Source organism: Pseudomonas inefficax (genome assembly GCF_032164165.1).
GTDB classification, from domain to species: Bacteria; Pseudomonadota; Gammaproteobacteria; order Pseudomonadales; family Pseudomonadaceae; genus Aquipseudomonas; species Aquipseudomonas inefficax.
Genome location: NZ_CP134401.1, coordinates 1,668,936 through 1,681,622, shown reverse-complemented (window position 1 = coordinate 1,681,622; position 12,687 = coordinate 1,668,936). Strand labels below are relative to the sequence as shown.

The window sequence follows — 12,687 nt, the reverse complement described above, 5'->3', positions numbered from 1 at the left end:
TACCTGTGGGAGCGGGCGTGCCCGCGAAGCAGGCGACGCGGTGGATGGCACCGGCTTTGCCGGTGTTCGCGGCTAAAGCCGCTCCTACAGGGATCGCGTCCGTTTTGGAAGCTATTCAAAGGTTGCGCGCGCTGAAGGTATCGCAGCGGTTCACTTCGCCCTCGGCAAACCCGGCCTTGAACCAGCGCACCCGTTGCGCCGAGGTGCCGTGGGTGAACGAGTCTGGTACCACGCGCCCGCGGCCTTGCTGCTGCAGGCGGTCATCGCCAATGGCATTGGCCGCGTTCAGCGCCTCTTCGACGTCGCCAGGTTCCAGCCAGTTCAGGCGCTTCTGCGCCTGGTAGGCCCATACCCCGGCCAGGCAGTCGGCCTGCAGCTCTTGGCGCACCAGCAGGCCATTGTCGCCTTCCATGCGCTGGCCACTACGACGCGCGGCATCGACCTTGGCCGACACGCCCAGCAGGGTCTGTACGTGATGGCCGATTTCGTGGGCAATCACGTAGGCCTGGGCAAAGTCGCCGGCTGCGGCGAAGCGGGTTTCCATTTCGCGGAAGAACGACATGTCCAGGTAGACCCGCTGGTCTGCCGGGCAGTAGAAGGGCCCCACCGCCGCCGAGGCAAAGCCACAGGCCGAATTGACCTGGCCGCTGAACAGCACCAGCTTGGGGTCGCGGTACTGCTTGCCGCCCTCGGCGAACAGGGCTTTCCAGGTGTCTTCGGTGTCGCCCAGGATCGAGGCGACGAACTCGGCCTGCTGGTCGTTGGCCGGCGGGGCCTTGCCGCCCGCGCTGCTGGGTGCCTGCTGTTGTTGCTGCTCCATCTGGCCGGCGAGCTGGCCAAGAATCTGCAATGGGTCCTGGCCGGTGAGCCAGCCGATGCCGACAATCAGCAGCACCGCTCCAAGCCCCAGCCCCTTGCCGCCGCCGAAACGCATGCCGCCGCCACCACCTTCGCCTCGGGCATCGACCACATTGTCGCTGCGTCGGCCTTTTCGCCAATCCATGAATGCTCTCCGGAGCGTGAAACAAGAAGACAAAGATTAGTCCACGACGGCGGCGAGTGTCAGGCCAAGGTGTTCATACATAACCAAATGGTTATGTTCACTGTGGCTGAATTCAATATTCATTGCGGGTTACCTGCCTGAAACTGCATATGGGAGCGGGCTTGCCCGCGACAGGGTTTCAAGACCCCCCTCGCATTTCCATAATTCCAAGAGAGGAAACCGGCATGCCCGCCCAGGACAACAGCCGCTTCGTGATCCGTGATCGCAACTGGCACCCGAAAGCCCTTACGCCTGACTACAAGACGTCCATTGCCCGCTCGCCACGCCAGGCACTGGTCAGCATCCCGCAGTCGATCAGCGAAACCACCGGCCCGGACTTTTCCCACCTGGGCTTCGGCGCCCATGACCATGACCTGCTGCTGAACTTCAACAACGGCGGCTTGCCGATCGGCGAGCGCATCATCGTCGCCGGCCGTGTGGTCGACCAGTACGGCAAGCCTGTGCCGAACACCCTGGTGGAAATGTGGCAGGCCAACGCCGGCGGCCGCTACCGTCACAAGAATGACCGCTACCTGGCACCGCTGGACCCGAATTTCGGTGGCGTCGGCCGTTGCCTGACCGACCGTGATGGCTACTACAGCTTCCGCACCATCAAGCCGGGCCCTTACCCATGGCGCAACGGCCCGAACGACTGGCGCCCGGCGCACATCCACTTCGCCATCAGCGGCCCGTCGATCGCCACCAAGCTGATCACCCAGCTGTACTTCGAGGGTGACCCGCTGATCCCGATGTGCCCGATCGTCAAGTCGATCGCCAACCCGCAAGCCGTGCAGCAGTTGATCGCCAAGCTCGACATGAGCAACGCCAACCCGATGGACTGCCTGGCCTACCGCTTCGACATCGTGCTGCGCGGCCAGCGCAAGACCCACTTCGAAAACTGCTGAGGACCCCGCCATGCCAATCGAACTGCTGCCGGAAACCCCTTCGCAGACCGCCGGCCCCTACGTGCACATCGGCCTGGCCCTGGAAGCGGCCGGCAACCCGACCCGCGACCAGGAAATCTGGAACCGCCTGGCCAAGCCGGACGCGCCGGGTGAGCACATCCTGCTGATCGGCCAGGTGTATGACGGTAACGGCCACCTGGTGCGCGATTCGTTCCTGGAAGTGTGGCAAGCCGATGCCAACGGCGAGTATCAGGACGCCTACAACCTGGAAAACGCCTTCAACAGCTTCGGCCGCACCGCCACCACCTTCGATGCCGGTGAGTGGACCCTGCACACGGTCAAACCCGGTGTGGTGAACAACGCTGCGGGCGTGCCGATGGCGCCGCACATCAACATCAGCCTGTTCGCCCGGGGGATCAACATCCACCTGCATACGCGGCTGTATTTCGATGACGAGGCCGAGGCCAATGCCAAGTGCCCGGTGCTCAACCTGATCGAGCAGCCGCAGCGGCGCGAGACCCTGGTGGCCAAGCGTTGCGAGGTGGACGGGAAGACGGCGTATCGCTTCGATATCCGTATTCAGGGGGAAGGGGAGACGGTGTTCTTCGACTTCTGAGTGAAGCCTGGGGCCGCTTTGCGGCCCATCGCCGGCAAGCCGGCTCCCACACCGACCGCGCTGCCCTCAAGGCCTGTGCAATACCTGTGGGAGCTGGCTTGCCGGCGATGGGCTGCAAAGCAGCCCCGGCGATCTGAAGGTCAACGCCGAACCAGCAGCACCCCACTCTCCATATGGTGGGTATACGGGAACTGGTCAAACAACGCACACCGCTCGATGCGGTGCGTATCCTGCAACTGGGCAATGTTCGCTGCCAGCGTCTCCGGGTTGCACGAGATGTACAGGATCCGCTCGAAACGCCGGGTCAGCTCGCAGGTATCCGGGTCCATCCCCGCCCGTGGCGGGTCGACGAACACCGTACCGAACTCGTAGCTCTTCAGGTCGATGCCTTCCAGCCGACGGAACGGCCGCACCTCATTCAGCGCCTGAGTCAGCTCTTCTGCCGACAGGCGCACCAGCCGCACGTTATCCACAGCGTTCTCGTCGAGGTTGCTCAGCGCGGCATTGACCGAGGTCTTGCTGATTTCCGTGGCCAGCACCTGGCGCACCCGAGTGGCCAGTGGCAGAGTGAAGTTGCCGTTACCGCAATACAACTCCAGCAGGTCGTCGTCACGCTCGCCAATCGCCTCGAAGGCCCAGCTCAGCATCTTCTGGTTCACTGCGCCGTTGGGCTGGGTGAACGCGCCTTCCGGCTGGCGGTAGCTGAACACACGGCCAGCGACGTCGAGTTTTTCCACCGCGTAGTCACGGCCGATGACCAGTCGCTTGCCCTTGGAGCGGCCGATGATGCTCACGCCCAGCTCTTCGGCCAGCTGCCGTGCGGCCGTTTCCCAGGCCTCGTCCAGCGGGCGGTGGTAGCACAAGGTGATCATGGCATCGCCGGCCAGAGTGGTCAGGAACTCCACCTGGAACAGGCGGTTGCCCAGCTCCTCGCTGGCCTGCCAGGCCGCCTTCAGGCGCGGCATCAGTGCATTGATGCGCTGGCTGGCGATGGGGAAGTCGTCGATCAGGATCGCCTTGTGCTTTTCGCCCGGGGCGAACATGGCGTAGTGGCGCTGGCCATCCTCGCGCCACAGGCGGAACTCGGCGCGCAGGCGGTAATGCTCGCGCGGCGAGTCGAAAACAGCCGGCTCCGGCGCGCCGAACGGTGCCAGCAGCTCGCGCAACCGAGCCACCTTGGCGTCCAGCTGCGTGGTGTAGGAGGAGGGGTCGAAAGCAGCACTCATGCGTTGAACCAGCCCAGCTTGATGACGAACAGGATGGAAAGGATCACCAGGGCCGGGTTCAGGTCGCGATGGCGGCCGGAGATCAGCTTGACGGCGGTCCAGGAAATGAAACCGAAGGCGATGCCGTTGGCGATCGAGTAGGTCAGCGGCATGGCCAGGGCGGTCACTACCACCGGTGCGGCTTCTGTGACGTCGTCCCAGTTTATTTCTGCCAGGCCCGAGGCCATCAGCACCGCGACGAACAGCAGCGCCGGGGCGGTGGCGAAGGCCGGCACGCTACCGGCCAGCGGGGCGAAGAACAGCGCCAGCAGGAACAGCACGGCGACCACGATGGCAGTCAGGCCGGTGCGGCCACCGGCGCTTACGCCCGCGGCGGATTCGATGTAGCTGGTGGTGGTCGAGGTGCCCAGCAGGGAGCCGGCCATGGCTGCGGTACTGTCGGCGATCAGGGCACGGCCCATCTTCGGCATGTGGCCGTCCTTGCCCATCAGCCCGGCGCGCTTGGCCACGCCGATCAGGGTGCCGGAGTTGTCGAACAGGTCGACGAACAGGAAGGCGAAGATCACGCTGACCAGGCCCACGTCCAGCGCGCCGGCGATGTCCAGCTGCAGGAAGGTCGGGGCCAGCGATGGCGGCATCGAGACCACGCCGCCGAAGGGCGTCACGCCCATCAGGATCGAGGCGATGGTTACGGCGAGAATGCCGATCAGCACGGCACCGCGCACTTTCAGCGACTCGAGGCCGACGATCAGGAAGAAGCCCAGGGTGGCGAGGATCGGTGCCGGCTGCTTGAGGTCGCCCAGGCCCACCAGGGTGGCTGGGTTATCGACGACGATGCCTGCGTTATGCAGGGCGATCAATGCCAGGAACAGGCCGATACCCGCGGCAATGGCCGAACGCAGCGGCAGCGGGATGCTGTTCACGATCCATTCGCGGATGCGGAAGATCGACAGCAGGAAGAACATCACCGCCGACAGGAACACCGCACCCAGTGCCACCTGCCAGGTGTGGCCCATGTGCAGGACCACGGTGTAGGTGAAGAACGCGTTCAGGCCCATGCCCGGCGCCAGGGCGATCGGGTAGTTGGCGATCAGGCCCATGGTCACCGAGCCGATGGCCGCGGCCAGGCAGGTGGCGACGAAGATCGCGCCCTTGTCCATGCCGGTCTCGCCGAGGATGCTCGGGTTGACGAACAGGATGTAGGCCATGGCCAGGAAGGTGGTGACGCCCGCGAGAATCTCGGTGCGCACATTGGTGTTGTGTGCTTTTAGTTGAAACAGCCTTTCCAGCATGCCCGCTCCCCAAGGCGCCCCCGGCGCCATGAATGTATCGACCCCATCAGCAAAGCACAGACCGTACCGGTTGCCGTGGTTTTGTGTGGGGAGGAAAAAAGCCGCGCATCATACCAGCATGCTTGGCGGGGGCCTATGGCCGTTGGGGAATGGTAATTTTTTCCCTGTGCCGGCCTCTTCGCGGGTGAACCCGCTCCCACAGGTACTCCACCAGATCTGAAGGCAGCGCGGTCCTTGTGGGAGCGGGTTTACCCGCGAAAGGGCCGGTACAGGCTACAGATCAACCATTATGCAACCGGTCCCGCTTGGCCAGTGTCGGGAACAGTTTTATCCACACCCCAGTTACCAGCAAAGTGCCCACCCCACCCAGCACCACCGCTGGCACTGTGCCAAACCAGTGCGCGGTCACCCCCGATTCGAACTCGCCGAGCTGGTTCGAGGCACCAATGAACAAGCCGTTCACTGCACTCACCCGTCCGCGCATTTCATCCGGCGTCTCCAGCTGCACGAAGGCGCCACGGATGACCATGCTGATCATGTCCGCCGCGCCCAGTACCACCAGCACTGCCAGCGAAAACCAGAACGAGGTCGACAGGCCGAAGGTGATGGTCGCCACGCCGAACACGCCCACCGCCGTGAACATGGTCCGCCCCACGTTGCGCTCGAACGGGAAGCGCGCCAGCCACAGCGACATCAGCAACGCACCCACCGCTGGCGCCGAGCGCAGCAGGCCCAGGCCCAGCGGGCCGGTGAGCAGGATGTCCTTGGCGAACACCGGCAGCAGCGCGGTGGCCCCGCCCAGCAGTACGGCGAACAGGTCCAGCGAGATGGCGCCGAGGATGTCGGGCCGGCTGCGGATGAAGCGGATGCCGGCCAGCAGCGATTCGAGGCTGGCGCGCCCGCGCTGGGCCACCTGGCCGCGTGCCTGCAGGCTCAGGGTCAGCACGCAGGCGATGGCGTACAGGGCCACGGTGGGGCCGTATACCCAGATGCTGCCAAACGCATACAGGAAACCGCCCACCGCCGGCGCCACGATGGTTGCTGCCTGGGTAGCCGAGGCCGAAGCCGCCACCGCTCGCGGGAACAGCCCGGCCGGTACCACGTTGGGCAGCAGCGCCTGGGTCGCTGGCATTTCGAAGGAACGCGTGGCACCGAGCAGGAAGGCGAGGGCGAAGATCAGCTCGCGGGTGACGTTGTCGGTGGCACTGCCCAGCGCCAGTGCCAAGGCTATCAACCCCTGCAGGCTCTGGCACAGCGCAGCGACCTTGCGCCGGTCATAGCGGTCGGCGACATGCCCGGTGTGCAGCATGAACAGCACCCGTGGGGCGAACTCGACCAGGCCGACCAGGCCCAGGTCCAGCACATTGCCGGTCAACTGGTAGAGGTGCCAGCCGATGGCCACGGTGAGCATCTGGAAGCCGCTGGCGGTGAATACGCGGGCCAGCCAGAAGGCCAGGAAAGGGCGGTGGTGACGCAACAACTGCGGTGCGGAATCGGACATCGGAAACCAGGGGCCTCGGCGCAGTAGAGGGGGACGCAGCGTATCATCTGTTTGTAACAAACAGTTACTGTTTGCCGAGGTCGGCACTTTTTCACGCGCTGGGAAAGGGGGTGGGGCAACCGGTCACGCGGCAATCAACCACACGGCCCGGCGGCCCATTCAGGACTATGCTTCCTAGCAATCGTTGATCTGGATCAATCGTTCCAGATGTAACGATCGGGCCCTTGGGCTGAAATCCCTGCGATCGAACAGAACAATTCCAACGCGCCGCACTCGACTACCGTGGGGGCAGTGGGCGATTGGGCCAGCGGCCCGGACGCCGGATTATCTGAAGAGGAAGCACCATGTTCGGAATAGAGGCCTTAGAGCTCGCCCGAATGCAGTTTGCCTTTACCGTATCGTTCCATATCCTGTTCCCGGCCATCACCATTGGCCTGGCGAGTTACCTGGCAGTCCTCGAAGGGCTCTGGCTGCGGACCAACAACCAGGTCTACCGTGACCTTTATCACTTCTGGTCGAAAATCTTCGCCGTCAACTTCGGCATGGGCGTGGTTTCCGGCCTGGTCATGGCCTACCAGTTCGGTACCAACTGGAGCCGCTTCTCCGACTTCGCCGGCGCCATTACCGGCCCGTTGCTCACTTACGAGGTGCTGACCGCATTCTTCCTCGAGGCTGGCTTCCTGGGGGTCATGCTGTTTGGCTGGAACCGTGTCGGCCGTGGTCTGCACTTCTTTTCCACGGTGATGGTGGCGCTCGGCACCCTGGTCTCGACCTTCTGGATCCTTGCCTCCAACAGTTGGATGCAGACCCCGCAAGGCCACGAGATCATCGATGGCCGGGTGGTGCCGGTGGACTGGCTGGCGGTGGTATTCAACCCCTCGTTCCCTTACCGCCTGATGCACATGGCCACTGCCGCGTTCGTTGCCACCGCGTTCTTCGTCGGTGCCTCGGCGGCCTGGCACCTGCTGCGCGGGCGTGACAACCCGGCGGTGCGCAAGATGCTGTCGATGGCCATGTGGATGGCGCTGATCGTCGCCCCGATCCAGGCGGTGATCGGTGACTTCCATGGCCTCAACACGCTCAAGCACCAGCCGGTGAAAATCGCCGCGATCGAAGGCCACTGGGAGAACGTGCCCGGTGAGCCGACCCCGCTGATCTTGTTCGGCATTCCCGACATGCAGGCCGAAACCACCCGCTTCAAGCTTGAGATCCCGGCGCTCGGCAGCCTGATCCTGACCCACAGCCTGGACAAGCAGGTGCCGGCGATGAAGGAGTTCCCGCCCGAAGACCGGCCTAACTCGACCATCGTCTTCTGGTCGTTCCGGATCATGGTCGGGCTGGGCTTCCTGATGATCTTCGTTGGCCTGTGGAGCCTCTGGCTGCGCAAGCGCGGCACGCTTTACACCTCGCGGCCGTTCCTTTACCTGGCCTTGTGGATGGGCCCTTCCGGGTTGATCGCGTTGCTGGCCGGCTGGTTTACCACTGAAATCGGCCGTCAGCCCTGGGTTGTGTATGGCCTGATGCGCACGGCGGACGGCGTGTCCAACCACAGTTACGCCCAGCTCGGCTTCACCCTTGTGGCTTTCGTGGTGGTGTATTTCGCCCTGTTCGGCACCGGCCTTGGCTACATGATGCGCCTGGTGCGCAAAGGCCCGCAGACCGGTGAGGGTGACGAGCACAACCCGGGTGGCCCTGGCACCAAACGCACGCCGGCGCGGCCGCTGTCCGCCGCCGATGATGGCCATGAGGCCAATTCCGCCAGCCTGAGCAAGGAACACTGAGCCATGGGTATCGACCTTTCGCTGATCTGGGCCGTGATCATCATCTTCGGCGTCATGATGTATGTGGTGATGGATGGTTTCGACCTGGGCATCGGCATGCTCTTCCCGTTCGTCAAGGGCGAGCGGGACCGCGATGTAATGATGAACACCGTCGCCCCCGTATGGGACGGTAACGAAACCTGGCTGGTGCTGGGCGGTGCCGGGTTGTTCGGGGCGTTCCCGATGGCTTACTCGGTAGTGCTGGAGGCGCTGTACCTGCCGTTGATCCTGATGCTGATCGGCCTGATCTTCCGCGGCGTGGCCTTCGAGTTCCGTTTCAAGGCCACCGCCGACAAGCGCCATATCTGGGACAAGGCGTTCATTGGGGGCTCGCTGGTTGCCACTTTCTTCCAGGGCGTGGCGCTGGGTGCTTTCCTCGAAGGCTTCAAGGTGGTCGACCGGCATTTCGCCGGAGGCACCCTGGACTGGCTGACCCCGTTCAGCCTGTTCTGCGGGCTGGGACTGATCGTTGCCTACACGCTGCTGGGCTGCACCTGGCTGATCATGAAGACCGAAGGGCCGCTGCAGCAGAAGATGCACGACATCGCCCGGCCGCTGGCGCTGGTGCTGTTGGTGGTGATCGGCATCGTCAGCCTGTGGACACCGATCGCCTACCCGCAGATCGCCGACCGCTGGTTCAGCATGCCTAACCTGGTCTGGTTCATGCCGGTGCCGATCCTGGTGCTGGTAACCTTCTACGGGTTGCTCAAGGCGGTGGCGCGCAATGCGCACTACACGCCGTTCCTGCTGACGCTGGTGCTGATCTTCCTTGGCTACAGCGGCTTGGGCATCAGCCTGTGGCCGAATATCATCCCGCCGTCGATCTCGATCTGGGATGCCGCAGCGCCACCGCAGAGCCAGGGCTTCATGCTGGTGGGCACACTGTTCATCCTGCCGTTCATCCTCATGTATACCTTCTGGAGCTACTACGTGTTCCGCGGCAAGGTGACCCATGAAGACGGCTATCACTAGGAGGGCTGCATGATGACCGGCAAGCATGGCTTGGACGAGAAGAAACCACTGTGGCAGCGGCTGGGCTGGCTGCTGCTGATCTGGGCGATGAGCGTGGCGGCCCTGGGCGTGGCGGCCTACGTGATGCGCCTGTTCATGGGGGCTGCGGGGCTGACCACCCATTGAGGTAAGCCTGCTCTGGCCCTATCGCCGGCAAGCCAGCTCCCACAGGTAAGTCACTGCCCTTGAATGCAGTGCAGTACCTGTGGGAGCTGGCTTGCCGGCGATAGGGCCGGTACAGGCTTACTTGCGGGCTTTCAGGATAACGAACTTGGGCGTTGCCGCCACCTGCTCCACCCCCCGGAACAACCGCGCCAGCTTGCTGTGATAGCCCAGGTGGCGGTTACCCACGATATACAGCGCCCCGCCCACCACCAACGCCTCACGCGCCTGCTGGAACATGCGCCAGGCGAGGAAATCGCCCACCACCTGCTGCTGGTGAAACGGCGGATTGCACAGCACCACGTCCAGCGACTGCTTCTCTACCCCCGCCAACCCATCGGCTGCCTCGAACACCGCCGGGCGCTCGCCCAGCGCGGCCTGCCAGTTCTCCCGCGCCGATTGCACCGCCATGTACGACTCGTCGACCAGGGTGTATTGGGCATCCGGGTTAGCCAGGGCGCTGGCGATCGCCAGCACGCCGTTGCCACAGCCCAGGTCCGCCACCCGCGCGCGGCCCAGTGCGCGGGGCAGGTGCGGCAGGAACGCCCGCGTGCCGATATCCAACCCCTCACGGCAGAATACGTTGGCGTGGTTGAGCAACTCCAGCGCCGGCACGTCGAGGCGGTAGCGGCTAGGGTAGGGCGAGCGGGCGACCGGCCGTTCGGCCACCGTCGCGGTCAGCAAGCGGGCCTTTTTCTGCGCCAGCGAGGCCTGCACCGGGCCGATGTATTTCTCCATCAGGTCACCGGCCGCCCGTGGCAGGTGCTTGATCATCGCCCCGGCAATCACCTGCGCACCGGGCGCCAGGTGGCCTTGCAGGCGGATCAGCTGTTCTTCGAGCAGGGCCAGGGTCTTGGGCACGCGCACCAGTACTCCGTCGAACGGGCCTTGCCAGTGTTCGCTGGCCGGTACGAACGGCACGCTGTCGAATGGCAGGCCATTGCGTGCCAGGTTCTTTTCCAGGGCCAGGTGCGCCAGGTGCGAATCGCCACTGCTGACCACCTGCAGCTTGCCCGCCAGGCTGGCGGCCAGGGCGCCGAAGCTGTCATTGAGCACCAGCACCCGGCAGTCGGCCCCTGGAGCCTGTTCGTGCAGTTGCGCAAGCAGGTACTCGTCGGCGGCATCGAAAGCCTGCAGCGGGTCGTTGGCCTGTTCCGGCTGGCGGATCAGGTCGAGTTCGGCGTATGGGGTGGTCAACAGGGACATGGCGTCTGGCTCGGGTACGAAACTGCCCGTTGCGGTTCGCCCCGGGCTTTGCCGGGCGATTCTACAGGGCTTTGCCCAAGGTCGCAGGTTTGAAGGTCAGATCCAGCCACGCATGACGGCGATGGCGATGGCGGCGGCCTTGTTGGCGGCGTTGGTCTTGGTGATGACACTGCGGATATGGAAGTTTACCGTGCTTTGCGACAGTGACAGGATGCAGGCAACGTCGGCGGCGGTCTTGCCGGCGGCCGACCATTTCAGCACTTCCAGCTCCCGCTCGCTCATTTTCGGCTGCGGCGGGCATAGTGCAGTGAGGTGATGTGCGCTGATCACCTCATGCAGTTTGTGGCTCAGCCACTGCACACTGCCGGCCTTTCTGTAGAGTTCGACAATACTGATGGGCTTGGTGGACCTGGCCACGCTTATCTGGCTTTCGTTGTGCTGCTGGTCGTGCAATGACTGCGTCCAGCCATGGCGCAAACCGCTCTGGCAGGCAGCTTCACGAAATTGCGGAGCCTCGCGATACAGGTCATCGGTCCATAGCACAGGCATGGTGGATTTGTGGCTCAAATCGGCAGCCGGGTCCTGCTTGTGCAGGTCATCGCGCTGGTAGCGCTCGATCCATTCACGGGGGTAATTGCTGTACATGAACAGGTGGGGTGTTTGCGTAGCGATCTGGATGCGAATGTTCAGCCCCAGGTACTCCATGCCCAGATCCTGCGCCATATCCACGGCCATGCCGAACAACTTCTGTGGGCAGCGTTCGGCGTCGAACGCTCGAAGATACTCGGGTTTCCAGTGGCGCATCTGAAATACTCCTTGAGCCTCAGGTCCAGTCCGTTTGGGGGCCCGCATGATTGTAGGAAAAGACCTACCAATGTGCTGAGATTTTTTTGTTATAGCGGTCAGGATCCGATGCGACTTCGGCAGGATCGCCGCAGATGAGGCCCTACAAAGCAGTGGTTTTTATCCGCGCCACTTTGCGCGACACTGTGCGCACGCCAAACCTGGAGCCCGATATGACCGCTAGCGCCGAAAAGTTCACCCGCCAGACCCTGCTCGATGTTCAGCCGCTCACGCCGAACCTCTTCAGCCTGCGGGTTACGCGCGATGCGGGATTCCGCTTCCGTTCCGGCCAGTTTGCCCGCCTGGGTGTGACCAAGGCCGATGGCAGCGTGGTGTGGCGCGCCTATTCCATGGTCAGCGCGCCCCATGACGAGCACCTCGATTTTTTCTCGATCGTGGTGCCAGGAGGGGAGTTCACCAGCGAGCTGAGCCGGCTGGGGGCAGGCGATACCCTGCTGATCGACCGCCAGGCCTTCGGCTTCCTGACTCTCGACCGCTTCGTTGGTGGCCGCGACCTGTGGTTGCTGGCGACCGGCACTGGCATTGCGCCATTCATGTCGATCCTGCAGGACTTCGAGGCCTGGGAGCGTTTCGACAACATCAAGCTGGTCTACTCGGTGCGTGAAGCGAAAGAGCTGGCCTATGTGGACGAGATCGCCGGGCTGGAACAGCGTGATTACCTGGCCGAATTCGCCGGCAAGTTGCAGTTCATTCCGGTGGTGACTCGTGAACAGCACCCAGGGGCATTGAACCAGCGTATTACCACGCTGATCGAGAATGGCGGGCTGGAGGCGGCGGCGGGGCTGGAACTGTCGCCGGAGCACTCGCGGGTGATGCTGTGTGGCAACCCGGAGATGATTGATGAAACGCGCAAGGTACTTAAGGCGCGCGACCTGCAGTTGAGCCTGAGCAAGCGGCCGGGGCAGGTGGCTGTGGAAAACTACTGGTAAGGCCGTTGGGGCCGCTTTGCGGCCCATCGCGACACAAGGCCACAGGTACAGCGGTGATTTCGAAATTGTCGCTGTATCTGTGGGAGCGGCCTTGTGTCGCGAAAGGGCTGCAA

General features: G+C 63.7%; 12 protein-coding genes. 6 read left to right on the top strand and 6 right to left on the bottom strand.

The features are described 5' to 3' along the window. Nucleotides 1-115 precede the first annotated feature (115 nt). Nucleotides 116-1,003, bottom strand: coding sequence for a KPN_02809 family neutral zinc metallopeptidase (gene ypfJ / locus RIN61_RS07545; RefSeq protein WP_025340648.1), 888 nt, complete (start codon nt 1,001-1,003; stop codon nt 116-118). A gap of 224 nt (nt 1,004-1,227) precedes the next feature. Between ypfJ and pcaH the strand changes: the two genes are divergently transcribed. Both pcaH and pcaG read left to right on the top strand, forming a co-directional pair. Further along, on the top strand, nt 1,228-1,947 hold the full coding sequence (gene pcaH, locus RIN61_RS07540) for a protocatechuate 3,4-dioxygenase subunit beta (RefSeq protein ID WP_003251597.1): 720 nt from the start codon (nt 1,228-1,230) through the stop codon (nt 1,945-1,947). Between the two features lie 10 nt (nt 1,948-1,957). After that, a complete protein-coding gene (gene pcaG, locus RIN61_RS07535; RefSeq protein WP_015271805.1) occupies nt 1,958-2,563 on the top strand; it encodes a protocatechuate 3,4-dioxygenase subunit alpha in 606 nt (201 codons plus the stop codon). A 140-nt stretch (nt 2,564-2,703) separates the two neighbouring features. Here pcaG and trmA read toward each other — a convergent pair whose 3' ends face one another. The 3 genes from trmA to RIN61_RS07520 form a co-directional block, all read right to left on the bottom strand. Beyond that, nucleotides 2,704-3,789 (bottom strand): tRNA (uridine(54)-C5)-methyltransferase TrmA, encoded by a 1,086-nt coding sequence (gene trmA, locus RIN61_RS07530; protein ID WP_112250126.1) that lies wholly within the window; start codon nt 3,787-3,789, stop codon nt 2,704-2,706. Further along, complete coding sequence (locus RIN61_RS07525; RefSeq protein WP_015271803.1) at nt 3,786-5,081, bottom strand: NCS2 family permease; 1,296 nt, start codon at nt 5,079-5,081, stop codon at nt 3,786-3,788. The genes trmA and RIN61_RS07525 overlap by 4 nt, the downstream gene beginning before the upstream one ends. A 280-nt stretch (nt 5,082-5,361) precedes the next feature. Further along, nucleotides 5,362-6,582: an MFS transporter gene (locus tag RIN61_RS07520; protein ID WP_313856504.1), complete on the bottom strand. Its 1,221-nt coding sequence runs from the start codon at nt 6,580-6,582 to the stop codon at nt 5,362-5,364. 344 nt (nt 6,583-6,926) lie between these two features. Here RIN61_RS07520 and RIN61_RS07515 point away from each other — a divergent pair, with 344 nt between their 5' ends. Genes RIN61_RS07515 through RIN61_RS07505 form a run of 3 tightly spaced genes read left to right on the top strand, consistent with a single transcriptional unit; the run spans nt 6,927 to nt 9,539 of the window. After that, a complete protein-coding gene (locus tag RIN61_RS07515; RefSeq protein ID WP_112250130.1) occupies nt 6,927-8,363 on the top strand; it encodes a cytochrome ubiquinol oxidase subunit I in 1,437 nt (478 codons plus the stop codon). Between the two features lie 3 nt (nt 8,364-8,366). Next, nucleotides 8,367-9,374 (top strand): cytochrome d ubiquinol oxidase subunit II, encoded by a 1,008-nt coding sequence (gene cydB / locus RIN61_RS07510; protein ID WP_112250132.1) that lies wholly within the window; start codon nt 8,367-8,369, stop codon nt 9,372-9,374. Between the two features lie 9 nt (nt 9,375-9,383). Beyond that, nucleotides 9,384-9,539 carry a DUF2474 domain-containing protein gene (locus RIN61_RS07505; RefSeq protein ID WP_008094148.1) on the top strand — a complete coding sequence of 52 codons (156 nt, stop codon included), beginning with the start codon at nt 9,384-9,386 and terminating at the stop codon, nt 9,537-9,539. Between the two features lie 117 nt (nt 9,540-9,656). Here the strand turns inward: RIN61_RS07505 and RIN61_RS07500 are convergent, their stop codons facing one another. Continuing rightward, on the bottom strand, nt 9,657-10,781 hold the full coding sequence (locus RIN61_RS07500) for a methyltransferase (RefSeq protein ID WP_313856500.1): 1,125 nt from the start codon (nt 10,779-10,781) through the stop codon (nt 9,657-9,659). Between the two features lie 96 nt (nt 10,782-10,877). After that, entirely contained in the window at nt 10,878-11,585 is a 708-nt protein-coding gene (locus RIN61_RS07495) for an autoinducer binding domain-containing protein (RefSeq protein ID WP_112250136.1), read from the bottom strand. A 212-nt stretch (nt 11,586-11,797) separates the two neighbouring features. Here RIN61_RS07495 and RIN61_RS07490 point away from each other — a divergent pair, with 212 nt between their 5' ends. Continuing rightward, on the top strand, nt 11,798-12,574 hold the full coding sequence (locus tag RIN61_RS07490; protein ID WP_207879368.1) for a ferredoxin--NADP reductase: 777 nt from the start codon (nt 11,798-11,800) through the stop codon (nt 12,572-12,574). Nucleotides 12,575-12,687: the final 113 nt, after the last annotated feature.